Origin of the sequence: Acinetobacter wanghuae (assembly GCF_009557235.1) — a bacterium.
Classification (GTDB): domain Bacteria; phylum Pseudomonadota; class Gammaproteobacteria; order Pseudomonadales; family Moraxellaceae; genus Acinetobacter; species Acinetobacter wanghuae.
Genome location: NZ_CP045650.1, coordinates 500,830 through 527,377, shown reverse-complemented (window position 1 = coordinate 527,377; position 26,548 = coordinate 500,830). Strand labels below are relative to the sequence as shown.

Genomic DNA, 26,548 nt, shown 5'->3' with positions numbered 1-26,548 from the left:
ACAAACTCCAATTTTTCACAATTATTCACTATCCAATGCAAATACTGCATTTGGATCAATTAGTCTTTGCCATAACTTGTAAACGGTCATTCGGGTATCGTGCCAGTCGCTTGCAGACACTTGCATGGATTGATTTGCAAGGGCTAAGCGGTGGCTCTCGGCGCGTTCACGGAGATAAGCTTGAATCAGAGCAGTCGCATCGTCGCTGGGTAAGCAACCTGATTTTGCGGCATCCTCAAGAATTCTTACATTGTCGGAGAAATGGGCGAGATCTTTATTCGTCCCACTCCAAGCCAACACCGCATACTGTGCCATAAATTCAATATCTACGATACCACCTGCGTCTTGTTTTAAATGAAAAATTCCATCTTTTTTCTGATCAGGCGATGATCCAAGATGGTCTTTCATCTTCTGACGCATTTTTAAAACTTCCGTACGCACGGCAGATGCATCTCGTTTCTGAGTCAAAATATCACAGCGTAATACTTCAAATTTTTCCCGAAGATACAGATCTCCTGCAATCGGTCTTGCACGTACCAAAGCCTGATGTTCCCACAGCCAAGCACTTTTTTGCTGATACTGTGCAAATGCTTTTAAGCTCGTCACCAACAAACCGGCTTCGCCTGATGGACGCAAACGTGTATCGACTTCATAGACACGCCCATCGAGGGTTTGTGTAGTCATGAGCGACATAAACTTCTGTGCGACCCGCATGGCAAATTCAAAGCCACTAATCGGCTTTAAACCATCAGTATCTGCTTGTTCATCCATAAAGTGAATAAACACTAAGTCTAAGTCCGAGCCATAACCCAGCTCTATACCGCCGACTTTGCCATAACCGATGACAGTAAATGCCATATGATCAATCGCACAGCGTTGCCCTTCAGCATTAAGTGGATAACCATGACGTTTTGCCACCATTTGATAAGCCAAATGCAAAGTGGCATTGACCGATACTTCGGCAATATCAGTTAAGGCATCAGAGACTTTCATCAAAGGGCTTTCAGCCAAGACATCACTTGCTGCAACCGCCAAAACATTGGATTTTTTAAATAAACGCAATACCCGCATTTGATCTTCGATTTGATCAATTTCGATGCGCAAGAGTTGCTGACGCAAGGAATCCTCTAAATCTTGGCGTTTAGGCAGTTCAAAGTCCATCGACAAGAATTCATCAAGCAGCACTGGATATTGTGATAATTCTTCACAGATCCAAGGACTGACCGTTGCCATTTTGACTAAACGTTGTAGCGCACCTTTGCTTTCAATCAACATGACCAAATACACAGTACGACGCATCACAGATTCGATCAACGGCATAAGGCGAACCAAAGCGACTTGCGGATTTTCGGAATCTAAAACGGCTTCGACTAAATGTGGCCAGAATGTTTTGAGACGTTCGACTGCTTTGGCGGGTAATTTTTTTAAGGCATGGCTATGCCAAAACTCATAAACTAAATTTCGCGCAGGATCATCGAGTACTTCATTCAATTTTTTTTCTAAATGCGAAAAACTTTCGACCAAGGTATCTGGTCCATTTTCTTGAATCAGATGTTCAAATTGATAAATGACTTTCGCACGCTTGGCATTCAGCGTTGCCATAAAATCATCCCAATCTTTAAATCCAAGCGTATCTACCAAACGTTGCCGTGGCTCATCTTCTGTCGGTAAGGATTGAGTTTGTTGATCATTCAACGCTTGAATGGCATGTTCTAAACGGCGTAAAAAGAGATAAGCATCATCAAGGTCTTTGACTGCTTTTGAATCTAACATTTCTGTAGTTTCAAGATGATGCAAACTGGTCAGACATTGTCGATCTTGCAGTTCGAGTTTCGAACCACCGTAAATCAGCTGGAAGACCTGAACAATAAACTCAATTTCTCGAATACCACCTGCACCAAGCTTAATATCATCTTCAATATTACGACGTGCAACTTCACGTTCGATCATGGCTTTCATTTCACGCATCGCCTCAAATGCGCTGTAATCGACGTATTTACGAAAGACAAAAGGACGTGTCATTGCAAGCAACTGATCGCCTGCTGGGCTAGGATTGACAATACGCGCTTTAATCCATGCATAACGCTCCCACTCACGACCATGTTGGCTTAAATACTTCTCCATTGCCACATGACTGATCGCGAGTGGTGAACCATCACCCCATGGACGCAATCGCATATCGACTCGAAATACAAAACCATCTGCAGTAATGTGATCGAGCAAATAAATCAGTTTCTGCCCCCAAAGAATACAAAACTGCTGCACGTCTATGGATTTGCGACCGCCCTCGGTTTCGCCTTGTTCATCAAAGGCAAAAATCAGGTCGATGTCACTGGATAAATTTAGTTCTTGTGCCCCGAGCTTACCCATCGCAATCACAATCAGCTCTTGGACTTTACCGCTATAGCTGATCGGTTCACCATATTTAGCAAGCAACGGCGTCAGCGCGAATGCTTTGGCAGCCGTGATACAAGCATCGGCAAAATCGGAAAGTTCTCGGGTTAAGGTCACAACGTTGGTGAGTTGATTAGCATCTTGCCAAATCCAGCGAAACATAAGACGAGCACGCAAAATTCGTAGTGCACTCATCCATGCCGCTTCATCTTGAAGATGTTCAACCGTTTGTTGAACAGTCGCGTAAATTTGTTCAGTACTTAAGCCAAGCGCAAATTGGTCAATTGCATAATCTTGTTCTAATACACTTTGATGATTACTCAGTACCTGTTCTGCGTATTGACTAGCTCTTAGTGTTTTCTGCAATTGTTCCGCATTCATGATTGACCCTTAACTCTAACTTTTTTCATAGTTATAGCAGGTGTAACACAACACTAGGAACATTTATCTTAAAAAAATAGGACTAACTTTCCGCATGATGCGCTTCTAAATTCAAGACCTGATGATCACTGGTCACTTTTGGCAAATGGACATAAAACTTCGTGCCTTTACCCTCTTTCGATTCAACATGAATTGTGCCTAAATTGAGATCGACAAAGCGCTTACATAAAACCAGCCCTAAACCTGCGCCTTTTTCTTCAGCTGTACCTCGAACACTCACTTTCAGGGTTGGTTTAAACAGATTTTCCATCTGTTCTTCAGTCATGCCCAAGCCTGTGTCTTGAATCACAATCTTCACTTGATCAGCTTCCATTTCTGCACCCAAAATCACTTTTCCACCTTGATCAATCGGGGTAAATTTAAGCGCATTGGAAACCAAGTTTTGCAAGACTGAGGTAATCATATTGATATCCGCATGCACTTTGATGTCATTCGGAATATCATCAATTAATTCAATTTTTTTATTTAATGCAAGGCTTTGCAATACACTACAAACAATCTTGCTCGATTGTTTCAGCTCATAATTAATCGGATGGTAAATAAAGCGACCACCTTCTGCCATTGCCCACGTTAACAGGCTTTCAAGCAAATTATAGGTCGATTGCGCATTGTCATATAAATAATCGGCAATATTCTGAATACTCGACTCATCCAAAGTCTCACGTTCTTGTGCCAATACTTCTGAAAAGCCGAGCAGTCCATGAAATGGCGCTCGTAAATCATGGGCGATAATTTGGAAAAATTTGGTTTTACTAAAGTTCAGTGCACATTGCTGCTCGTACAATTCTTTGAGCTCATTATAATTTTCATGCAAACGAATGAGACCGACCAAGCCTTCAGTAAATTCTTTAACCAGCGTTAAATCTTCAGGATCAAATGCTGTAGTGTCATCATCATAGAAAATCACTTGACCAACTGAATGCGTGTCACTGACTTTTAAGTTAAATGCGACCATACGCTCATGCGTCACACCCAAACTTTTCAGGTAACTCGATAAGCCTAAATATTCAGCATGTGTCGGATCAATAAAATCATGATTTTGTAAATAGGTCCATACGCCTAAATTTGCAGGGGTTTGAATGGCATAAAAACCTTCAGACGAGCTATGCCAAAGATAAGCTTCGTTATAAAAACCCAAAATACTGCTTCTCACGCGTAAAAGTTTACGCACCATTTTTGAGAAAGTATCGACCAAATTATTAGAAGAAAGCACCCCTAAAATGAGCGAAATGCGGCATGAGCCCAGTAACTCAGTTTTATCACCAAGCTCTAGAAGATTTAATTTCATGCTTGCCTCTCTAATTATTTTTAATAGGTCAATGAAACATTTACAATCAATAACAAACTCACCCCACTCTCTCAATGACCAAAAATATCAAAGCGACCAAAGGGGGATTTCATCTGTAAAGCGCCTAACATATCATTACAAAATGATAATATCCCTGAAAAAATAACACATTTACTGCATTTAATTAATGATGCAATGTGACAGTTTACTAACTTTTTGTATAAATATTCATAAATATGCAATGGGGTGTATCCAAATATACAGCTTATTTACACTGCACCTTTGATTTGTAATGAAGTTATTTTTCTTATGATAAAGTCTCAGCAAGAATAAAGATCTTTCTCTGCGCTATTCTCATTAATCACTTCATCTATTCTTATTTTTATTAGATGCTTTTTCACTTTAATATCAATATATTTCTCAAATATGGCATATAGAAAAACCATGATGACAAAAAAAGAAAATCATGGCGAAAGATGACAATCAATGGGTGTATAGATGAAACTGTTTACATAAAAAAAGAGCGATTCTTCAATCACTCTTTTCTTTATTAATTATCTGAAATTAAAGCCACTTGCTGAATGTAGTTAAATAATTTCAACTTCGATGCAGCAATGTCCTCTTCAGGTAATTTTTTGTTGATATCACGATGAATACGCAAAATATGCTGACGAATTGGGTGATGTTCCGCCGCATTATGCGATTTCATAAATTCTTTAATCGCAGGATCGCCTTGAGCAATCATACGATCGACCCAACGATGCAACTGTGCAGTTTTCTTCAAACCTTGCTGCGGTGTTAAGTAAGATAAAATGACACTTTCATCTTCGTTACGTAAAAGTTTACCAATACGTAAAAATTGGCGACGGCGTGCTTCACCTGAGGTGATATTGCGTACATCTTCCAATGCTTCAATAAGACGCTCTTCCACCGGAAGCTTTTGAATTTGCTTTAGACTTAATTCAGAAAGTTGTTCACCTAAAGCAGCCATACGCTGAACTGCTTTCTTTTGTTCGGTTTTGCTTGCACGCCCCTCTAAAGATTCAAAGTCATCTTCAGTAAAACGCTGTTGCGGTCGACGTGCCACGATTAATCTGCCTCGTAAAATTTTGCTGCAAAGAGTGCTTGAATTTCAGATAAGGCTTTCTCCTCATCACTCCCTTCAATCACCAAGCGTAAAGTTGTTCCTTTGCCTGCACCGAGCATCAGCAAAGACATGATATTTTTTGCATCGACCAATTTGTCCGCCTTACCAATCTGGATATTGGCGCGAAACTTGGTAGTGACCTCAATGAGCTTACCAGATGCACGCGCATGTAAACCCAGTTTGTTAATTACGTCAACAGTCGTATCTATCATGACCAGTGCTTCATTTCTCTATGTAGGACTTGGATAGACCATTTTGCCTCAAGTGCTTTTTTTAGTCTATCTACAATATAAACGGAACGGTGTTGACCACCCGTACATCCAATTGAAACCGTCATATAATGACGATGCCCTTCAGAAAATGCAGGCAACCACTTATTTAAAAAACCATAGATGTCATTAAACATCTCATTGACCTGCTCACTTTCTTCTAAGAAGGTTTGCACAGGTTGATCTAAGCCTGAAAATTCACGTAATTCTAAATTCCAATGTGGATTAGGCAAATGACGTACATCAAATACATAATCCGCATCGAGGGGAATGCCATGCTTATAACCAAAAGATTGTAAAATCAAAATCAGGTTATCGTTTTGACCCAACTTATGTAATAAGGTGTGTTTTAAATCATGCACACTTTTATCAGTGGTATCGATATGTACCGTAGAGCGAAACTTGATTGGAATGAGAAGATTCTTCTCTTCTTCAATACATTCCACCAAACTCTTAAAACGTGATGCCAATGGATGCGGACGACGCGAAGCACTAAAGCGTCGAATCAGTTCCTGATCCTGCGTGGTCAGATAAATAATATCCACTGAACCATGCTTTTGAAGTTGTTCAAAGACATCATCAAAAGCTTGCAAGTCGGCACGCGTACTGCGTACATCGACACCAAGTGCTAGCAATTCAAGATTATTTTCAAGATCAAGTTTTGCCACAATTTCAGGGAGCAATGCTAACGGCAAATTATCGATACAGTAATAACCCAAATCTTCAAGCACTTGTAATGCTGATGATTTACCTGAGCCAGATTGACCGGTCACGATTAAAATGCGTTTCATCTGTGTCACACTCCCTGCAGCAACTTATGGATTAAACTTAACCTGCAAATTATCAATGAGACGTGTTTGACCAATTTTTGCTGCAATGAACAACACGACATCTTGATTGAACGTTTCAATCTTTTGCAATTCAGGCGTGCGTGCTTCAACGTAATCAATTTCAAAACCAGCAGCACTTAAAGTCTGACGAATATTTGCCAACACAGTATCTAAGCCAATCCCTTGTTGTAACTCAAGTTCTGCCGCTTTTAAGCTTTTATAAATGGTCGGTGCAATTTGACGATGTTCAGCACTTAAATAACCATTACGTGAACTCAATGCCAAACCATCTTCCGCACGTGCAATTGGCACACCAATTACTTCGAGCGGAATATTTAAATCTTGCACAAACTGACGAATGACCGCCAATTGTTGATAGTCTTTTTGCCCAAAGAATGCATAGTTTGGTTGTACGATGTTAAATAGTTTTGTCACAACGACAGCCACGCCATCAAAATGCCCCGGACGTTGTAAGCCACATAGGTCATCGGTAATGTCTGAAACACTAATATTGGTCAACCGTGGTTTTTTCGCATACATTTGCTCAACACTTGGGGCAAAGACAATATCACAGCCCACGTCTGCAAGTAGCTGCTGATCTTGATCTAAAGTACGCGGATAGCTATCGAAGTCTTCATTGGGTCCAAATTGAATTGGATTCACAAAAATACTCACCACCACCACATCACAAATTTTGCGTGCTTCACGAACTAGGTTTAAATGACCTTGGTGCAAATTACCCATTGTAGGCACAAAACCAATGATTTTACGCGCTGTACGAGCAGGATTAAGCGATGCAGATAATCCTTGGATGGTTGTTTCTGTTTTCATGTTACAACTCAACTTGGAAGGTATGTTCAGGTGCTGGGAAAGTGCTGTCTAAAACGGCTGCATGATAGGCTTTAATGGCATCCACAATGGCGGTCGCACCTGATTGTTCTGTCATAAAGTTGCGGACGAATTTTGCGGTATGTCCAAAGTTCAATCCAAGCATATCTTGCACCACAAGGACTTGACCATCGGTGTCTACGCCCGCACCAATTCCAATCACTGGGATATGTGGGAATAATTCAGTAATTTCTTGACCTAATTGTGCAGGTACACACTCTAATAACAGGATTGCAGCACCCGCTGCAACCACTGCCTGACAGTCGGCAATCAACTGATCTGCGGCAGCACGACTGCGTGCTTGTAGTTTATAACCACCCAACACATGTACCGATTGTGGTGTAAGCCCCAAGTGTACACAGATAGGAATACCATTACGCGTCAAAACTTCAACCGTTTCAGCAAGCCATGCCCCACCTTCCATTTTGACCATTTGCGCGCCTGCTTGCATCACTTTCTTAGCGCTTTGCAAGGCATCGTTTAAAGTTGCATAGGTCATAAATGGCAAATCAGTCATGATAAATGCATGTTGATTGCTACGGCGTACAGCAGCGGTATGATAAGCCATATCCTCTAATGTCACAGGTAAGGTCGAATCATGACCTTGAATGGTCATTCCAAGTGAATCGCCGATCAAAATACTATCAATTTCCGCGATTTCAAACGCTTTTGCCATACTTGCATCGTAACAAGTCAGACAGGAAAATTTACGGCCTTCGGCTTTAAATCGTCTTAAATCACTCAGACTGATCATAAAGATGTTCCTCTATTATTGCAGTTCCCTTGAACATACCAACAATTCAAAAATTTAAATGTGTGCCCAATCTAAGCCATCGAGTACGCTGAGCGTCGATTGCTTGACGATATCGAGGTCTTTTAATAACTGTCCATTTAGCGTTAATTCTGCATCAATATCCAACAAGGGAATCAGCACAAAATCACGCTCTAATACACCCACATGCGGCACGGTCAAACGTTCATTTTGAATCGTTTCATCGCCATAAAGGAGCAAATCTAAATCCAAAGTACGTTCGCCCCAATGACGTAACCGTACTCGACCCGCTTCCTGCTCAAAACCCTGTAAGCGGTCCAAAAGTGCTAATGCTGCTAAATCAGTTTCTAACTGCACAACAGCATTGAGATAATTCGGCTGATCTTGTGGTCCCATCGGTGGACTTTGATACAACTTCGAAGTCTTGATTGTACCCAATGTGGCAAGTTTACTCACCGCCTCAGTCAAAATCTGACGCGAATCACCTAAATTACTGCCTAAACCGATATAACAACAAATCATTGCGTTGGTCCAAACACCACTTGGCTTAAATCACGTTTTACGCGTTTACGCTTCATGATTGGATGATCCGCTGTTACCACGCTTAAATCGGTCGGTGCTGCACGATGTGCACCACTGTCACGTTCACGCGCAGGTTTATCTTTACGAGGACGACGTGGACGCGCTTCAGGTTCATTTACTAAAGGTTCAATTTCAGTCAAATCTTGCTGCGGCTGTACCTTTTGCTCCACATGATCATCATGTGATGCTTTGCGACGATTCTTCGCACGTTGACGATTATATTGCGCAATGGCACGCTCTTTTTCATCGCCTGTCATTTGTTGATACGCATCCCACCATGTACCCATGCCTTGGGTTGTGTTATCACCAGATTTTTCACGAAGCAATAAGAAGTCAAAGCCAGCACGGAAACGCGCGTGATTCGATAAAGCCGCAATTTGCTGTGGTTTTGGATTCAGCAAACGGGTTTGCATTTCCCATACTTCACGAATAAAGGTTTCAGCAAAACGCGGAATAATGGTTCGTGTTGCTTGACGTTTTAAAACATCCAAGCCAGCTTGTGCACGTGCTTCAGCCGCAACGACACCTTTCGCCAAATAATACTCACAACGTTCTTGGAACGGTTTCCATAACAACACGGCATAGAAGAATGCCGGATTGATGGTTTTGCCAATCGAAATGCGTTGATCGGTATTTTTTGCAGCGCGTTCGATAAATTCAGTGACTTCAGGTTCAATATCGGCAAACAATTGTTGCCAAATACCAAAATCAATCAGCATCGGTAAAACGCGATTTAAATGCCCCATAGTGAATAGCTTTTGCGATTCGTCATATAAACGATGTGGTGATACATCACGCAGCAACTGAGTCATTTCAGGAGTAAAGATATCTAAAATTTTCTCATCAATAGAGAAATTTAATTTTGCTGCAAAACGTAATGTTCGCAGCATACGCACAGGATCTTCTTCAAAGCGGAGTGCAGGATCACCTAATAAACGTAAAGTTTTATGTTCAATATCACTGACTGCATCGCAGAAATCGAGTACCACGGCTTTACGTGGTTGGTAATACAAAGCATTAATCGAGAAGTCACGACGTGCAAAATCTTGCTCAATCGTGCCCCAATTGTTGTCGCGTAAAATCATACCGGCAGCAGAAGTGACTGCTTTTTTTGGCGGTGCACGGAAAGTCGCAACTTCAACCAATTCACGACCTGAATAGACATGCGCCAACTCAAAACGTCGTCCGATAATACGACAGCGTCGACCGAAAACTTCTTTGACCTGAGCAGGCGTTGCATTGGTTACAGCATCATAATCCTTGGGTGCTAAACCCAACATAAGATCTCGGACACCACCACCAACGATATAAGCTTCATAGCCTGCCTTAGTGAGAGCATCAAGCACATCGATAATATAAGCAGGTAATTGTGCGGTTGATAAACCACATTTTGACGCGCGCAAAGTTTGCAAAAGACGCTGTCTCCTACGTCTGAACGTAAAATTCTAAGATGACGCTAATCATATCGCTTACAGGGCTAAAGGGCAATTTGATTATAGCAATCCTTATGTTTGAATAAGGGGATTATACTGAGTAAAAAAAAACGCTATAAGGCTAATCTGGCTTTGTTTTTATTAAAGATTGCAGCACCAATGCCTTTGATGAGCTGAATCTCTTCAATATTCTTGAATTTCCCATGCTTGTTTCGATACGCCACAATGGCTTCGGCTTTTTTAAGCCCAATCCCGTGTAGTTGTTGTAACTGCTCAACACTCGCTGTATTTAAATGAATTTTATCAGCTGATGCTGCGGGATCTAAACTGGGTTTCGACAAATAATGATTGGCAGAGGCAGATGCCGTTTGTTGTTTTAAACGTGCATCTTGCTGCTGTTGCTGTGCCTTCCATGCCGTGTAATCGGTCGAATTGGCAGAGGCAAAATTCAACCACCCAAACATGGTCATCATGAGGATGAGAATAAATTTAATCAACATCCAATTTGGCTGAAGTTTGCTGATCATGTTCATACATTGCCCTTTTTCTTAATTCTAATTTGGCTTGATCCCACAGCTGATCTAGTTCAACTAAGGACAAATTTTCTATCTGTAATTGTTGCTGTTCTGCTTGCTGCTCCATCAAGGCAAAACGCGTCCTGAATTTATGAATCGTGCTCAGCAACGCCATTTCACTCGATACACCTAGTTTACGACCAACATTAATCAGTGAAAATAAGCAGTCACCAAATTCATCCTGAATTTCATCGGAATTTTGATGCGCAATCGCCTGTTGTAACTCATCCAATTCTTCTTCTAGTTTTTCATAGGCACCCGCGACATCGAGAAAATCGAATCCAATTTTTGCAACATTTTTTTGAATTTGATCGGCTTGATTAAGGGCTGGAGCATGCTTAATGTCATCTAAACGCGAACGTGGTTTGCCTTGTTTTTCTTTTTGTTTAATCTCTTGCCAAAGCAGAGAAACATCTTCAGGCGTTAAAGCTGCAAACTGTTCTGCTTGAAATACATGCGGATGGCGACGAATCAATTTATCGGTAATGGCTTGTACGACATCATTGAAATCAAAAGCATCTTGTTCACTGTACATTTGCGACTGAAATACGACTTGCAACAGTAAATCACCGAGTTCATCACGAACATCATCGGTAGAACCTGAGCGTACAGCAGCTTCAACTTCATACGCTTCTTCAATCGCATAACGGGTTAAAGATTCAGGAGTTTGTTGTTGATCCCATGGACATTTTTCACGTAATTCGCGCATTACACTCAACAATTGTTCCAATGTTCATCTCCTATGCTTACTCAACAGTACAAACTTTATGTAGCCCTTATTTGCTATGATAAATGCATAACAAAAAAGGATGAAACCGGATGCACAGTATATTTATTAGTGGTGCAGCACAAGGAATCGGTGCAGCAGTCGCAACATTATTTTATCAACATGGCTACAAAGTCGGCATCTACGATTTAAACCATGACCAAGCCATCGCGCTTGCCAATCAATTGGGCGATCGCGCCAAAGGCGGTCTGTTAGATGTTGCGGATTATGCCTCTTGGCAAACGGCTTTAAGCGAATTTAACGCTTGGGCAGGTGAAATGAATATTTTGGTCAATAATGCTGGTGTTTTATATTCAGGTGATTTTGATCAAAGCAATATTCAAGACCATCACCGTACCATCGACATCAATATTAAAGGTGTGGTGAATGGTTGTCATGCTGCCCTGCCTTTTCTAAAAAAAGCCTCTTTTGCCCGTGTGATTAATCTTTCTTCTGCCTCTGCGATCTATGGTCAAGCCGACTTAGCCAGCTATTCAATGAGTAAATTTGCAGTGCGAGGACTCACCGAAAGCTTAGATATTGAATGGGAAAAATATAATATTCGGGTCTTAGATGTGATGCCCTTATTTGTACAAACAGCCATGGTCAAAGACATGCAGGCTGAAAGTATTAAGAAAATGGGGGTACATTTAAGCCCTGAAGATGTCGCCGCTGAAATCCTAAAATTAGCAGGATTAAAAACAACCATGTGGACAGCAACACATCGACCAATTGGCTTTAAGGGTAAGTTTTTATTCAAACTTTCTCGAATGAGTCCACAATGGTTCAATCGCTATAGTAATCTACTGATTGCCAAAAAATAATGTCACAAATATGGCGGTCACATTTGGACTACACTTCAAATACGATCAGGCATTTTAAATATCATTGATGATTTGAATGCTTGGTCGTGCAAAACCTTTACATGATTGCTCAGAACGCCATGCAACAGTAAGCATGCATCCAGCAAGTTGATAGTTTTGATAAGCAAACACACCAATTTGAGGATGCTCGCACATACCGCCATCATTTAAAGGATGAAGATTGGTATTCAACTCATTCAGATTGATGCGAATACCTAAACCTGAGGCTTTTAACACCGCTTCTTTGGTCGTCCACACTTTAAACCAATATTCAGGATCACAATCCAGTTCATGCCAATGTTGTAATTCTTGGGGGTGAAACGCGTGTTGCGCCAAAGCCTCGAAACGGACTTTACGACTCAGTTCCTCAATATCCACCCCTAAATCCTGAATACATTCACTCATAGCGAGTGCATAAAAGTTTCGGCTGTGGGAATGATTAAAGGTAAATTTTGGATAATCAATTAGATAGGGTTTGCCATGTTCAGTTTTGACAAGCTGATCTTGCAGATCTATCTTAAAGAATTGCTCAAGCAGACGATCTCGAAATTGGTAAATCGCTTGTTTTTTCGCTTTGATATAAGCTGCACGCGCCAAAGAAGTATCGACAGAAATAATTTTCCGAAACGAATAAAGCTGAATCTGAATGTGTTTTGTCACGTGCTTAAAATCAAATTGAATGACAGACGTTTAAGCATACCTGAATCGATACAAAGCATCGTTATTTTCGCGCTACAAAATTAACCAAATTTAAGTTATAAATAAAACTAAAGTTGGATTTCAACATAAACCAATAAAATTAAAATATAATTTTAAAAAATTCTAAATCACAATTATTTATTACTACATAAACTTTGTCTAAGAGGGGCTTCAAATGTATAAACAAATTTTGCTGAGCATATTACTTGGCGGGGTATCTTTATCTGCGTCTGCTGCAAGTTGGTTAGAAGCGGCAACAAGTGTATTAGGCGCGAAAAATGCTGCCATTATGGATCAAGCTGAAGCCAATATGGAACGCAGCCGTGCTCAAGCCAATGCAGCAGTTGCACGTGCTGATGCTGCCTATGCATCTAACTATAATCCAGCATCTCAGAACAACAATAGCGTCTATTCTACAAGCTATTTAAAAAAATTAGATTGTACCGATCTTGCAGTCGAGTCTAAAAGTTTTGAACGTACTTTAGCTGCGGCTCAGGCTGCTCAAGAACAAGCTGCAGCTCAGTCTAACAATAAAATTGCGAAGTTAGCAGGTCTAACGACGGGTGCACTCTCTGCTTTTGCTGGTCAATCAGACTCGGCTGCACGTTTAAGTAAGATTACAGGCGCATTATCGGGCAATACAGCACAAAAAAATGCCCCATCTGATGAAGTCGTTGATGTTGCTTTAGCCAATTTAGAAAATATTCGAATCTATCAAAAAGCAAAAAAATGTAACTTCTAAAATAAAAAAGCCTGCAAATTGCAGGCTTTTTTTGAATCAAAGAAAACAGAACTTAGTTCTTATATTTCTTCTCAGCTTTTTTAAATTTCTGAACGTAACGACGTTTACGTGCTGCGATACGCTCATCCATGACCGTCTTACGACCTTCAAATGGGTTTTCAGAGGTTTTAAACTCAATACGTACAGGCGAACCTTCAAGTTTGTAAACACGACGGAATACATTCTCTAGGTAACGACGATAATCCGCAGGAGTTTTATCCACTTTGTTACCATGTACCACAATGGTTGGTGGATTTTGTCCGCCCATATGCGCATAACGCATTTTGATACGACGACCTTGAACCATTGGTGGTTGGTGTGCTTCAGTTGCATCATTCAAGATTTGGGTGATTTTCGCAGGTGATACTTTCAAATGCGAAGAATCAAAGGCACGGTGAATCGATGGATACATCTCGCCCACACCTGTACCGTGCAATGCAGAGATTAAATGCACTTTTGCCCAAGGAATGAAATCAAAACGACGATCGACATCGAGCTTACATTGTTTACGATCATAATCAGACATGTTGTCCCATTTGTTGATCGCAATCACCATCGCACGGCCTGCTTCTAAAGCATAGCCGATTAAATGTAAATCTTGCTCAACCACGCCTTCACGCGCATCAAGCACTACGACAATCACATGCGCATCTTTAATCGCTTGCAACGTTTTCACGATTGAGAATTTCTCAATCATTTCATCGACTTTACCTTTACGACGTACACCAGCAGTGTCAATCAACGTGTATTGACGACCATCACGTTCGAATGGAATATAAATCGAATCACGGGTTGTACCCGGTTGGTCAAATGCCACCACACGATCTTCACCGAGTAAACGGTTAACAAGCGTTGATTTACCCACATTTGGACGACCAATAATCGCCAAACGTAAGCCAGTCGCTTTGTCATGCTCAGCAGCATCTTCATCTTCAGGAACTTCAGCAAGTACATCTTCAAGCATTTGCTGTACACCACGACCATGGCTTGCTGCCACTTGTAATGGTTCGCCCATACCGAGCTTGTAAAATTCTACAAGTGCAGCTTCAGCGTGTACGCCATCGACTTTATTGGCAACAAGATAAACTTTTTTGCCTAAAGTACGCAGTTCACGCGCAATTTGTTCATCAGATGCCAATAATCCGGCACGTGCATCGACCACGAAGACAATAATATCAGCTTCATTAATGGCAGTTTTAGATTGCTCTGCCATGTATGAATCAATACCGCCTTCGTTTTCACCGATACCACCGGTGTCGACGACAATAAACGATTTATTTTGGAAGACTGCATCACCATATTTACGGTCGCGTGTTAGACCGGCAAAGTCTGCGACCAAAGCATCACGGCTCTTGGTAATCTGGTTGAACAACGTTGATTTTCCGACGTTCGGACGACCAATGAGCGCAATTACGGGTTTCATAGATTAACCTTTTTCTATATCGGCCAGATCAAATGGCCTGAACATCAGAAAGCATAGGAAGAAGTTGAGGACAGATGTCCTAAATAAAAACACGGGGGATTGATTATTCAATCGCCCCGAGCATAAAAATATACGGTTGCTGCTAGTTTAACATAAGGCTCGTTAAAATTAACGGCTCTGCCAAATGCTTAATGCACCCTTACGTGTCGATACATACAATTGGTTATCGATGACACGTAAAGTTCGCACCTCGCCAGAGGTTTTTGAGCGACCAATAAGTTGTCCAGTCGATGGATCAATCAGGTGTAAAACACCATCTAAATCACCCACCACCAATTGACCTGCCAGCATGACAGGATTACTCAATTGACGATTCAGTAACTGGTCATTTTCCCAAATGGTTTGACCACTTGTGATATCAAAAGCGGTGATCTTGCCATCATTTTGTGCAACGATAACAGCATTTCCGACGACTTCAGGACGCTGTGTACTACTTGCATCTTGACTCCAAATCACTTGTTGTGAAGCCAAATCCAGTACAGTTACCTGCCCTTGGTAACTTGTCGTCACGACAAATTGACCTGCAACCACAGGTTCGCCATCAATATCAATCAGACGTTGAATATCAGAACGTCCATCCGATACTGCAACACGACGTTGCATTTTTGGTGTACCTGTTAAGGCATCGAGTACGTAAACATACGCATTTGATGACGCCACTAAAACATTACGCGGATCGAGTACCACAGGCGCAGACATACCACGTAAGCTAAATTGTACATTAGGCAGGTTATAAGTCCAAACTTGCTTACCTGTTGCCACTTCATGACCGTACACAGTACCGTCATTGGTCACACTAATCACACGACCAGCATGAATAAGTGACGGCGCAAGGAGTGCACCTGTCAATTGTGCAGTCCAGACTTGTTCACCACTTTGTTGATTTAACGCAAATAATTGACCTTTTTGGTTCCCTACCACCAAAACACCATCATTTGCTTCAACACCAGCACTTAAGCCGTCCTTACTAATTTTTTTCTGCCATAGTTTTTGCTTGCCGCTAAATGCAGTCACTTCACCATTTGGATTCACCGCAAAAACCACGCCATTTTCAGCATCTAAGCGTAAACGTAATGGATCTGCTGCATCAGTGGCAGCAACACTGGTCGAAAATACAGGAACCAATGATGAGGCTTGTGTCAATTTAGGAAGCGGATTCGGCTTCACTTCAGGCACTTTTGCGCTTTTACCTGCGCAACCTGCCAAAGCAAGGGTTAAAACAGTCAAGGCACATGTGATTTTGTATTTTTGATTCATTCAGTTGCTTCCGCTGCTGTATCTATAATTGGGCGTTCGATCTCAGGATCATCTACCAATACGCCTACACTTTCGAGTTTAATTTGTAAAATTTGACGTTCTTCTTTACGTTCAATCAAAGCATCCCATGCACTTTGATATACTTTTTTAGCATTTTCAATATCGTTTTTCGCAACATAAATATCACCACGCGCTTCATCCGCTGTGGCTTTAAATGCAGGATCTGTCACTGCATCTAAAGTTTTTAACGCTGCATCATATTTTTTCTGAGCCAACTGTGCATAAGCTAAACGTAGTTTTACCACATGTATAAGACCAGCATCATCAAGTTTTGAGTTTTCAACTTTTTGTAATGCTTTTTCAGCCGCTGCAAAATCAAACTTATCATACGCCAATTTAGCCATGACCAATTGGGTTTGAATCGCTTGAACTGAATCAGGTGCTTCTTTTACAATTTTATCGGCTGTATCTGATAATTTTGCAAATGCTTCGCCATTATTGCTGGCACGTGCATCGTCCATCAACTGTTGTACCTTAGCGGTACGCATTTGCGATTCCGCCAAGGTTTTCTTCTGCCAATATTCCCATCCGAAAAAGGCAATCAGCGCAATTAAAATCCCTGTAATGATTGAAGAACCGTACTTCTTCGTGAAGGACTTTAAGCTTTCAAGTTGTTCATCACCACCAATTGCGCTCATGTGATTATCTCTTTCCTAAATGTTATGGATTATTTTGAAGAAATTTTAGTATTAAAAAATGCCACAAAGTCATTAAATGGCACTTCAAATTGTTCTGCTGTTGCCAGCTCTTTGACGGTAAATGCTTTCGCTTCAAGCTCACGCTCACCTAAAATCGCAGCAAATAAAGCACCCGCTTGATCGGCTTTTTTCATTTGCGATTTCATTGAACCTTGTGAACCGACTTTTAAGCGAATGTTGCTGCCTGCCGCTTCAAGTTGGTCACGAATTTGTTCTGCAATCACTAAAGCTTGACCTTGTGATGCTTGTTCTGACACCAAGAAGACTTCGCAATCACGAACAGGTGTATTGTCTTCAACTTGCTCCAGTAAGAGCAATAAGCGTTCAATACCCATCGCAAAACCAACCGCAGGCACAGATTGATCTGCTTTACCTTTCAATTGACCCACTAAGCCATCATAACGACCGCCAGCACATACTGTACCTTGTGAACCCAAATGTGTGGTTGTCCATTCAAAGACTGTTTTGTTGTAGTAGTCAAGACCACGTACCAATTTTTGATTGATGACAAAGCTGACACCTGCATCGGTCAAATATTGTTGTAACTGTGCAAAATGCGCAAGCGTTTCTTCACCCATAAAGTCATGAAGTTTTGGCGCATTTTCCAAAATGCTTTGGGTTTTGGTATCTTTAGAATCCAAAATACGTAGCGGATTCGTGGTTAAACGACGCTGTGAATCTTCATCTAAATCGGCTTTGTGTGCTTCTAAGAATTCAACCAATGCCGCACGGTAATTTGCACGTTCATCAGACTCACCCAGTGTGTTGAGTTCAAGTTGAACTTTATCTGCCACGCCCATACGTTTCCACAAACGCGCAGTCATTAAAATGAGTTCAGCGTCTTGGTCAGGTGTTGCGACACCGAAAGTTTCTACACCAAATTGGTGGAACTGACGGTAACGACCTTTTTGTGGTTTTTCATAACGGAACATAGGTCCGATGTACCACACACGTGGTGTTGCACCGCGCAGCAAGTTATGTTCAAGCATGGCACGTACACAACCCGCAGTCCCTTCAGGACGTAAGGTCAACGACTCAGGTGGATTACCTTTGTCCAAGAACGTGTACATTTCTTTTTCAACGATATCGGTTGCATCACCAATAGAACGTTTAAACAAATTGGTTTGCTCAACGATTGGCAAACGAATTTGCTGATAACCATAAGCATCCATCAAACCCGACAAATGCTGTTCAAGACGTCTCCACGCAGGTGTTTGCGTTGGCAGAATGTCATTAAAACCTTTAATTGCTACAATTGAACTCATGATTTACTCAGAAAAACTTGTGCGAATAATCTCTTTAGACTTAGCTTCATCGAGGTCAGCAACACGCTGACGAACCATCGACTCGATTTCATCAACCAATTGATTGGTATCAATTAAATGGCTCTTTTCACCATTACGATAGACCAGTGAACGTGGACTTGCACCGACCACACCAATATCTGCTTCTTTGGCTTCACCCGGACCGTTGACTTTACAACCAATCACAGACACATCCATTGGGGTACGAATATCTTCCAAACGCTCTTCTAGCGCTTGCATCACTTTAATCACGTTAAATTCTTGACGTGAACAGCTTGGACAAGCAATGAAGTTAATCCCGTTTGAACGCAGACCCAATGATTTTAAAATATCAAAACCAATTTTAATTTCTTCTTCAGGTTCCGCTGCCAATGAAATACGCATGGTATCGCCAATGCCTTCCATGAGCAGACCGCCCAAAGCAATCGCAGATTTGATTGAACCTGTGCGATAAACACCTGCTTCAGTCACACCTAAATGCAGTGGATTATCAATCTGCTGAGACAGCAAACGATAAGCGTCCATGGTCAAGAATACATTCGATGCTTTCACCGAAATTTTAAATTCTTGGAAATCCAGACGGTCTAGAATATCAATATGACGCATTGCAGATTCAAGCAGTGCTTGACCTGTTGGTTCGCCATATTTCTTTTGAATATCTTTCTCTAAAGAACCAGCATTGACACCAATACGCATTGAAATATCATTATGACGTGCGGCAGCAACCACTTCACGGATTTTGGCTTCTGAACCAATATTACCTGGGTTAATACGCAAACAGTCTGCGCCCAAATCGGCAACAGCCAGTGCAATTTTATAATCGAAATGAATGTCTGCCACCAATGGCACACTCACTTGCTTGCGAATTTCACCAAAGGCAGCAGCGGCTTCCATGCTTGGCACAGAAACACGCATAATATCCGCACCCACATCCACACAACGCTGAATTTGCGCAACCGTTGCAGCCACATCACAGGTTTCAGTATTGGTCATACTTTGGATGCTAATCGGCGCATCACCACCGACATACACTGAACCGACACGAATTTTACGTGTTGGACGGCGTTGAATTGGATTTACGATCATGATTTGGTTCTACTCTCGATCCATTAACGTGACAAACGGAATTCTGCTTTTCCGTTCACGGTATATGGAGACAATGAAATACTTTCATTATTTAAAGTCAATGACACAGCAGTCGCATCATCTAAGCGAATTTGGAACGGTGCTTCACCATTGAGTGACAGTGCTGAAGATTGACGACCTGTTGCCAAAACCTTACCCGTTGAATCCACAATATGAACAGACGTTGGACGATTAAATTCCAATTTCAGCTGATTGCCTGACACGGCTGCATCACCATCCATGTTAATCACTTCAACATTCGACGTTTCAACTTCAGTTTCTTCAGTCACATCTGCACTGCTTGACCAGTTTTGTGCAATACCGACAATGGCAGCGATGATCAAGATAATCACCAAGCCAATCACACCACGTTTTAACCATTTACGGTTACGATCACGATTTGAACCTGGGAGTTTACCCATGATTTTAATCGGTGAATTGTTCAGGGCATGATTCGGCAAAAGACCGGTGTCATTGGCATAGATTTCATCAAAACGCTGAATGATATTTGACGCATCAACATTTAAATATTTGGCATAGGTACGATAATACCCCTTAATAAAGGTCGCTTCAGGCAACACTTTATAATCATCTTGCTCAAGCGCAATGAGTGTTTTGACAGGGATATTCAGTTCACGCTCGACGTCTGCCAGCTCACGCTGTTTATTCAAGCGAATTTGACGCAAGTACTCACCAGGACGCTGAACATTTCCTAATGCATTTGGAGCGACGCTCGAATGATTCGATTGTGAATTAGGATTTACTTCCATACGGCCTCAGTACTGTACTGTAATTGCAAATAACGTTGGTATTCTTGGCTTTCCGGGAACAAAGCACGTAATTGGTTCACCAATACTTGCATACCCATCTGATCGCCATCAGCACGCGCAAGACGTATGCCGACCCAGAGTGCACGTGCATTCTGGTTTTTTTGTCCAACGACACGCACGAATTGTTCATACATACGCGTCGCAGCGGGGAAATCTTGCTTTAAATAAGCCAGCTCTGCCAACTCTAACATTGAAATATAAGAATCGCGATTGGCTTGTAAGGCTTGGTTGAACGATTTTTCAGCATTCGCAACATCATTCAACTTAAGATAACTGCGTCCCATGTTCTCAAGCGCACGTGAGCGTTGATCATAACCCAAGGTTGTGCCCGCAATTTGAAACTGTTGGATCGCATCATTATAACGCGCCACTTGGAACAAGTAAGTGCCGTAATTATTGCGCGCTTGGGCATTCTTTGGATCGCTCGCAATCGCACGTTTAAAGTAGCCTTCTGCTTTATCAAGATTGACCTTACTGCCTTCTTGTTGCAGTAATACGCCCATCATCATATTGGCTTGAGAATCACGAGAACTAAGCGCCAATGCTTCATCTAAAACACGTTTAGCTGCATCCAAGTCACCACTTTTTAAATACTCAACAGCCATTTGGGTGCGTACTAAGACCGCTTTTTCAGGATCTTTCTTGGCGATATCCTGTGTTTGACATGCAGTTAAAGCAATAGACACACAAAGTGTTGACGTTAAAACAAGTTGAGACATGAGCTTAGTCAATTGGCGACCTCTTATTATCCTTGTGAGCGCATAATCTCATTGGACTGCGCAATTTTCTTTTTCCACTGTTCCGCACGACGGGTGCGGTCAGCGACTTGTCCGACCAGTTGTCCACACGCAGCATCAATGTCATCACCACGTGTCTGACGAATCGTACACACAAAACCAGCATCAGACAAAGTTTTTTGGAAAGAAATAATGCGGTTTCGGCTTGAACGACCATATGGCGCATGCGGGAACGGGTTAAACGGAATCAAATTAATTTTGCTTGGTAAGTTCTTTAATAACTTAATCATTTGTTGTGCATGTTCAGGATGGTCATTTACCCCATCGAGCATCACATATTCAATCGTCACGTGTTTACGTGAACTTTCATTGCCGTCTTTGGCAATATAGCGCTGACATGCGGCAATCAATTGTTCTAATGGATATTTTTTATTAATCGGTACAAGTTCGTTACGCAATTCATCATTTGGTGCGTGTAAAGAAATGGCTAAAGCAACATCAATGTCTTTCACCAATTGATCAATTTTTGGTACGACACCTGAAGTCGACAAAGTCACACGACGTTTCGACATACCATAAGCAAAGTCATCGAGCATAATGCGCATTGAATTTAAAACAGCATCATAGTTCAGGAGTGGTTCACCCATTCCCATCATCACCACATTGGTCACTGAACGCTCACGTTCAAGGACAGGCACATCTTCCATATAAGAATAGTTTGCCATCCACAACTGACCAATAATTTCGGCTTGGGTTAAATCACGTTGGAAACCTTGTTTTCCTGTCGAACAGAATGAACAGTCCAAAGCACAACCGACTTGTGAAGAAATACACAAAGTACGGCGTAAGCCACTGCGGTGTTCAGCCGGAATTAAAACGGTTTCAACCAGTGAGCCGTCACCATCGCCAACACGGAACACCCATTTACGGGTACCGTCTTTTGAGTAATTTTTATGGACAACTTCTGGTGCTTCAATCACACAAAGCTTTTCTAATTTTTCACGCAATTTACCTGAAATATTGGTCATTTGCGCAAAATCAGTCACGAAGAATTGGTGAATCCATTTCATCACTTGCCCAGCACGGAACTTCTTCTCGCCCATGTCTTCGAAGAATTTTTCCATTTGTGGACGTGACATGCCAAGTAGGTTCACTTTTTCCTGCGCTGGAGCGGATGGAGATGGTTGCTGTTCAGCAGAAATTGCTGATGTAGCGACGACTTCAGTACTCATGTGTATTACCTAAACCATGTCTAAAGATGAAAGGAGAAGCTCAATATTTAAGCGAAGGATTATTCAGAGAATAAAAAAACCAGATAAGTATAATAACACTTATCTGGTTTGAATACTGCGAATTAACGAGTACGTGGAGCAATCTCAGTTTGAGCGAAGAAGTAGTTAACTTCACGATCAGCTGATGCTACAGAGTCAGAACCGTGAGCAGCGTTTTCGTCGATGCTTACAGCGAAATCTGCACGGATTGTACCAGGAGCAGCTTCTTTAGGGTTTGTCGCGCCAAGGATGTCACGGTGAGCAAGAACAGCGTTTTCGCCTTCAAGAACTGAAACAACAACTGGACCAGAAGTCATGAATGCAACGAGGTCAGCAAAGAAACCACGTTCTTTGTGCTCAGCGTAGAAGCCTTCAGCTTCAGCTTGAGTCAAGTGTTTCATTTTAGTTGCAACGATTTTAAGACCAGCTTTCTCAAAACGAGCAAAGATGTCACCGATGTGGTTTTTAGCAACTGCGTCTGGTTTTACGATAGATAAAGTACGTTCGATAGCCATGATAGGCTCCTTAAGTCAATTGTTGACATGAAAATTTTGCCGCATTATACCGAATAATGGCTTATTTTCTGCTTTTACTCTGTAAAAAAATGCATTTTTTCGATATAGCGATTAACGCGCTTCATCAATCCATGCCATTTGAATGCCTTCTAACAAGCCTTCAGTCGATTTTGTCGGATCATCACTGAAGTTTTCAAGCGCACATACCCATGCATGTAAATCGGTAAAACGTACCCATTGCGGGTCAACATCTGGGTGTGCTTCGTATAGTTCAATGGCGATATCAAGTGTATCTGTCCAACGTAAACCCATGTCTATTCCTTATGCGATGTGCTTCGATGCTGTACTTTAACAAATTTTTAAAAATCTGCGAGCGATTCGAGCGTGATGCACCTTATATTCTATCCAAAAAAAAGCTTTTTCTGATTTTTACGCCCGTCTCTTTCAAACTTCATCAGACATAAATAATGTAATTTTTACAAGATTTTAAGACCCTAAAGCAGACCTCCCTGTCGCTTTGACTACATCTTTAAACGCACTTAATTCACCAAAGTTAAAAGCCCATCTTTAACTTGATAAACAACTTTATCGTCATAATGAATTTGTTTTTTCTGCGCATCGAGTTTTGGGAAACCAACGATTTTTTCCATTTGTGGCGAGCGTTGGAATTGACGTGTACTTGGGTTATACACCCAATAGATAAAGCGTTGATCTTCCACTTTATGACCATCTAAATTTGACAGTACTACATCGTAATAACCATCAAAGTTAATATCTAAGTAGCCAATCGTATTTGGAAATGCACTAAACCCTTTCAGGATTTGCATCACTTTGCCATTGGCTTTGTTAATCACATCTACGCGTTTTAAGGTTTTATCACCAAAGAAATTAAACTGTAATGCAGGTTTATCTACTGCTTTAAATGCAGGTCCGAATTGGATTTTTTTATTTGTGCCTTTACCGTTCAACTGCGCTGAAAACTGGCTACTGATAATATTTAAATTACCATCTAAGGCGTACTCTGTACTTGCCACTGCTTTGTCATTCACAGCATAGGAACGTAGTGTGAGTTGCTGCCACTTTTGCAGCCCTTTAAAGTCAATTTTTTGCTTTTGCTGTGTATCGGTCAAATGTGCGTTTGGTGCAGGAATCCCCGCATACAGATCTAAAAAATAACGACCATCGCTGCTTTTCAGCATACGTTGCATCGAAACTTTGACATTTTTGAGTGGCTGTAATGTGTCGTTTGATGTGGTGTTTTGAGCAGAAGAGATTGTAGAAATGCTGAGCGCGAGCGCGCCCAATAAAACATGAGCTTTCACGCTATGCCTCATTTTTTGGGAGAAGTAAAAATAAGGTGGGATTTTAGCACAACTTTATTTTTGACAGTTTGAACAACACATTATCATTAACCAACTTTCTTAAAGTACTCATCTTTATCTGTGAAATTAAAATCATCATATGCCTTCAACACTTCCTTAAACTCAAGTGTTCTAAATTCTAATTTTAAATGTTTGAAAAAATTACTCATTCTTAAATAGGTATGAAAGTGCGATGGTTTTTCCCTATTTTCAGATATATAAATAAACAGAAATTCCAGAACTACATCTTCCTGCTGACTCCTAATAACTTTTATATATTGTTTTAACTTTTCTGTATTTTCTAACCCAAGGATATCTTCCAACATAGAAAATGTTTGAAATAACAATCTAAAATATTTTTTGAAAATTATTCTTTTATTTATTTCATTTCTCAGCCTATCTAGATTTCCATCTGAATAGTACTTACGGCGATTACATTCTTTAACAACCTCAATCTGACAATCTAAGATTTGCTTAAACATAACCGAAAACAAATTATCACTTTGTTGAAAAGTCTGAGTTCTTAACTGCTCATCCATAACTCTTTTTGAATCCTCTTGAGCCTGAGCTGATCTTTCTAAAGCTTTCCTTGTCTCAGCTAATTCCTCACGATTCAATTTCAACTGTTCTTCAGCATTATCCAATTGTTCACGCTGAAGTTTAAGATTTAATAATAAAAGCATAAAACTAAAAAATGCCAAAAGCGGATTTAACGTACCACCTAAGAAGTCCCCAAAGACACCCCAATCGTTTGGATCTAAAGAAATATAATAATCATGAAAATAATATGTGTAAAAACTAACAACCGTCGCCACTATACCCAATACTATGTAATAGACATGGTCAAATGCTCTTTCCCTTTTTCTTAATGCTTTTTCTTTTTGTTTAATCTGATCCATAAAAAAACCCCGCTTACGCAGGGTTTTTTATAGCATAAAAATCAGCTAGATAAGAAAATTAGTTCTTTTCTTTATCAACGATTTTATTTGCTTGAATCCAAGGTACGAAAATAGATGAAAGCACTGCTTTCATCTATTTGAGGCACGAAGTTCAACTCGCAGATCACATCACATAAGTCAGTTTTTATAAGTCATAAAAAAGCCCTTGTAAAAACAAGGGCTTTTCGATTTAGAAATTAGAACTTAGTTCTTTTCTTTGTCTACGATTTTGTTTGCTTGGATCCATGGCATCATTGCACGTAACTTGTTACCAGTTACTTCGATACCGTGAGCAGCATTTTGACGGCGACGAGCAGTCATAGATGGGTAGTTTAAAGCACCTTCTTGGATGAACATCTTCGCATATTCACCAGATTGGATACGTTTAAGTGCATTACGCATCGCTTCACGAGATTGTTCGTTGATAACTTCAGTACCAGTTACGTATTCGCCGTATTCAGCGTTGTTAGATACTGAATAGTTCATGTCCGCGATACCGCCTTCGAACATTAAGTCAACGATCAATTTAAGTTCGTGTAGACATTCGAAGTAAGCCATTTCTGGAGCATAACCAGCTTCAACTAAAGTTTCGAAGCCCATTTTCACTAATTCTACTGCACCACCACAAAGAACTGCTTGCTCACCGAAAAGGTCAGTTTCAGTTTCTTCACGGAATGAAGTCTCGATGATACCTGTACGACCACCACCTACGCCAGAAGCGTAAGAAAGTGCTACGTTACGTGCATTACCAGAAGCATCTTGGTGGATCGCGATTAAATCAGGAACACCTGAACCACGTTGGAATTCTGAACGTACTGTGTGACCAGGTGCTTTAGGCGCAACCATGATTACGTCTAAGTCTTTACGTGGAACAACTTGGTTATAAAGAACAGAGAAACCATGAGCAAATGCTAAAGTAGCGCCTTGCTTGATGTTTGGCTCGATCTCGTCACGGTAAAGTTGAGATTGGAACTCATCAGGAGTCAAGATCATTACTAAGTCAGCTTGTGCTACAGCAGCAGCAACTTCAGCAACTTTAAGACCTGAATTCTCAGCTTTTTTCCAAGAAGTAGAGTTCGCACGTAGACCTACAGTTACGTCAACGCCAGAATCTTTAAGGTTAAGCGCGTGCGCGTGACCTTGTGAACCGTAACCAATGATCGCTACTTTCTTCGATTGGATGATAGATAAGTCAGTGTCTTTATCGTAAAAAATTTGCATTGCTGTCTCCGCGTAAATGC

The 26,548-nt window shown here is 41.1% G+C and carries 27 protein-coding genes; 2 read left to right on the top strand and 25 right to left on the bottom strand.

Features of this window, described 5'->3' with window-relative positions; all coding sequences use genetic code 11:
- Positions 1-21: 21 nt before the first annotated feature.
- From glnE to mazG, 11 genes are all read right to left on the bottom strand, one after another.
- Positions 22-2,775: a bifunctional [glutamate--ammonia ligase]-adenylyl-L-tyrosine phosphorylase/[glutamate--ammonia-ligase] adenylyltransferase gene (gene glnE / locus GFH30_RS02405; RefSeq protein ID WP_153370729.1), complete on the bottom strand. Its 2,754-nt coding sequence runs from the start codon at positions 2,773-2,775 to the stop codon at positions 22-24.
- Positions 2,776-2,857: 82 nt separating this feature from the next.
- Positions 2,858-4,123: a sensor histidine kinase gene (locus GFH30_RS02400; protein WP_153370728.1), complete on the bottom strand. Its 1,266-nt coding sequence runs from the start codon at positions 4,121-4,123 to the stop codon at positions 2,858-2,860.
- Positions 4,124-4,673: 550 nt separating this feature from the next.
- The gene (yjgA, locus tag GFH30_RS02395) at positions 4,674-5,210 is read right to left on the bottom strand and encodes a ribosome biogenesis factor YjgA (protein ID WP_153370727.1); all 537 of its coding nucleotides are present in this window, start codon (positions 5,208-5,210) and stop codon (positions 4,674-4,676) included.
- 2 nt (positions 5,211-5,212) lie between these two features.
- Positions 5,213-5,482, bottom strand: coding sequence for an HPr family phosphocarrier protein (locus GFH30_RS02390; protein ID WP_153370726.1), 270 nt, complete (start codon positions 5,480-5,482; stop codon positions 5,213-5,215).
- Complete coding sequence (gene rapZ, locus GFH30_RS02385) at positions 5,479-6,330, bottom strand: RNase adapter RapZ (protein WP_153370725.1); 852 nt, start codon at positions 6,328-6,330, stop codon at positions 5,479-5,481. The genes GFH30_RS02390 and rapZ overlap by 4 nt, the downstream gene beginning before the upstream one ends.
- Positions 6,331-6,354: 24 nt before the next feature.
- Positions 6,355-7,200 (bottom strand): pantoate--beta-alanine ligase, encoded by an 846-nt coding sequence (gene panC, locus GFH30_RS02380; protein WP_153370724.1) that lies wholly within the window; start codon positions 7,198-7,200, stop codon positions 6,355-6,357.
- A 1-nt stretch (position 7,201) separates the two neighbouring features.
- Positions 7,202-8,011 (bottom strand): 3-methyl-2-oxobutanoate hydroxymethyltransferase, encoded by an 810-nt coding sequence (panB, locus tag GFH30_RS02375; RefSeq protein ID WP_153370723.1) that lies wholly within the window; start codon positions 8,009-8,011, stop codon positions 7,202-7,204.
- A 54-nt stretch (positions 8,012-8,065) separates the two neighbouring features.
- Positions 8,066-8,551, bottom strand: a complete 486-nt coding sequence (gene folK / locus GFH30_RS02370) for a 2-amino-4-hydroxy-6-hydroxymethyldihydropteridine diphosphokinase (RefSeq protein WP_153370722.1) — start codon at positions 8,549-8,551, stop codon at positions 8,066-8,068.
- Positions 8,548-10,023: a polynucleotide adenylyltransferase PcnB gene (pcnB, locus tag GFH30_RS02365; RefSeq protein ID WP_153370721.1), complete on the bottom strand. Its 1,476-nt coding sequence runs from the start codon at positions 10,021-10,023 to the stop codon at positions 8,548-8,550. Before pcnB ends, folK begins: the two co-directional genes overlap by 4 nt.
- Positions 10,024-10,157: 134 nt before the next feature.
- Positions 10,158-10,517, bottom strand: a complete 360-nt coding sequence (locus GFH30_RS02360; RefSeq protein ID WP_406565743.1) for a ComEA family DNA-binding protein — start codon at positions 10,515-10,517, stop codon at positions 10,158-10,160.
- Positions 10,518-10,533: 16 nt separating this feature from the next.
- Complete coding sequence (gene mazG / locus GFH30_RS02355; protein ID WP_153370720.1) at positions 10,534-11,349, bottom strand: nucleoside triphosphate pyrophosphohydrolase; 816 nt, start codon at positions 11,347-11,349, stop codon at positions 10,534-10,536.
- A gap of 89 nt (positions 11,350-11,438) precedes the next feature.
- Here mazG and GFH30_RS02350 point away from each other — a divergent pair, with 89 nt between their 5' ends.
- The gene (locus tag GFH30_RS02350) at positions 11,439-12,209 is read left to right on the top strand and encodes an SDR family oxidoreductase (protein ID WP_153370719.1); all 771 of its coding nucleotides are present in this window, start codon (positions 11,439-11,441) and stop codon (positions 12,207-12,209) included.
- A gap of 54 nt (positions 12,210-12,263) precedes the next feature.
- On the opposite strand, the gene GFH30_RS02345 is transcribed toward GFH30_RS02350, so the two are convergent.
- Positions 12,264-12,908 carry a 4'-phosphopantetheinyl transferase family protein gene (locus GFH30_RS02345; protein ID WP_153370718.1) on the bottom strand — a complete coding sequence of 215 codons (645 nt, stop codon included), beginning with the start codon at positions 12,906-12,908 and terminating at the stop codon, positions 12,264-12,266.
- Positions 12,909-13,122: 214 nt separating this feature from the next.
- Between GFH30_RS02345 and GFH30_RS02340 the strand changes: the two genes are divergently transcribed.
- Positions 13,123-13,689: a hypothetical protein gene (locus GFH30_RS02340; RefSeq protein ID WP_153370717.1), complete on the top strand. Its 567-nt coding sequence runs from the start codon at positions 13,123-13,125 to the stop codon at positions 13,687-13,689.
- A gap of 52 nt (positions 13,690-13,741) precedes the next feature.
- Here the strand turns inward: GFH30_RS02340 and der are convergent, their stop codons facing one another.
- The 13 genes from der to ilvC form a co-directional block, all read right to left on the bottom strand.
- Positions 13,742-15,151 (bottom strand): ribosome biogenesis GTPase Der, encoded by a 1,410-nt coding sequence (der, locus tag GFH30_RS02335; RefSeq protein ID WP_153370716.1) that lies wholly within the window; start codon positions 15,149-15,151, stop codon positions 13,742-13,744.
- Positions 15,152-15,319: 168 nt separating this feature from the next.
- A complete protein-coding gene (gene bamB / locus GFH30_RS02330; protein ID WP_153370715.1) occupies positions 15,320-16,468 on the bottom strand; it encodes an outer membrane protein assembly factor BamB in 1,149 nt (382 codons plus the stop codon).
- Complete coding sequence (locus GFH30_RS02325) at positions 16,465-17,166, bottom strand: YfgM family protein (RefSeq protein WP_153370714.1); 702 nt, start codon at positions 17,164-17,166, stop codon at positions 16,465-16,467. Before GFH30_RS02325 ends, bamB begins: the two co-directional genes overlap by 4 nt.
- A 29-nt stretch (positions 17,167-17,195) precedes the next feature.
- Entirely contained in the window at positions 17,196-18,491 is a 1,296-nt protein-coding gene (gene hisS, locus GFH30_RS02320) for a histidine--tRNA ligase (protein WP_153370713.1), read from the bottom strand.
- A gap of 3 nt (positions 18,492-18,494) precedes the next feature.
- Positions 18,495-19,616 carry a flavodoxin-dependent (E)-4-hydroxy-3-methylbut-2-enyl-diphosphate synthase gene (gene ispG, locus GFH30_RS02315; RefSeq protein WP_153370712.1) on the bottom strand — a complete coding sequence of 374 codons (1,122 nt, stop codon included), beginning with the start codon at positions 19,614-19,616 and terminating at the stop codon, positions 18,495-18,497.
- A gap of 23 nt (positions 19,617-19,639) precedes the next feature.
- Positions 19,640-20,425 (bottom strand): helix-turn-helix domain-containing protein, encoded by a 786-nt coding sequence (locus tag GFH30_RS02310; protein ID WP_153370711.1) that lies wholly within the window; start codon positions 20,423-20,425, stop codon positions 19,640-19,642.
- Complete coding sequence (pilW, locus tag GFH30_RS02305; protein WP_196779986.1) at positions 20,416-21,204, bottom strand: type IV pilus biogenesis/stability protein PilW; 789 nt, start codon at positions 21,202-21,204, stop codon at positions 20,416-20,418. Before pilW ends, GFH30_RS02310 begins: the two co-directional genes overlap by 10 nt.
- Positions 21,205-21,230: 26 nt before the next feature.
- Positions 21,231-22,454, bottom strand: coding sequence for a 23S rRNA (adenine(2503)-C(2))-methyltransferase RlmN (gene rlmN / locus GFH30_RS02300; protein WP_153370709.1), 1,224 nt, complete (start codon positions 22,452-22,454; stop codon positions 21,231-21,233).
- Positions 22,455-22,576: 122 nt separating this feature from the next.
- Positions 22,577-23,008, bottom strand: a complete 432-nt coding sequence (gene ndk / locus GFH30_RS02295) for a nucleoside-diphosphate kinase (RefSeq protein WP_035265623.1) — start codon at positions 23,006-23,008, stop codon at positions 22,577-22,579.
- Between the two features lie 111 nt (positions 23,009-23,119).
- Positions 23,120-23,320: a Fe-S cluster assembly protein IscX gene (gene iscX / locus GFH30_RS02290; protein ID WP_153370708.1), complete on the bottom strand. Its 201-nt coding sequence runs from the start codon at positions 23,318-23,320 to the stop codon at positions 23,120-23,122.
- A 227-nt stretch (positions 23,321-23,547) separates the two neighbouring features.
- Positions 23,548-24,330, bottom strand: coding sequence for an XAC2610-related protein (locus GFH30_RS02285; protein ID WP_227551545.1), 783 nt, complete (start codon positions 24,328-24,330; stop codon positions 23,548-23,550).
- Between the two features lie 86 nt (positions 24,331-24,416).
- Positions 24,417-25,268 (bottom strand): putative phage abortive infection protein, encoded by an 852-nt coding sequence (locus GFH30_RS02280; RefSeq protein ID WP_153370706.1) that lies wholly within the window; start codon positions 25,266-25,268, stop codon positions 24,417-24,419.
- A gap of 243 nt (positions 25,269-25,511) precedes the next feature.
- Positions 25,512-26,528: a ketol-acid reductoisomerase gene (ilvC, locus tag GFH30_RS02275; protein WP_153370705.1), complete on the bottom strand. Its 1,017-nt coding sequence runs from the start codon at positions 26,526-26,528 to the stop codon at positions 25,512-25,514.
- Between the last annotated feature and the right edge of the window lie 20 nt (positions 26,529-26,548).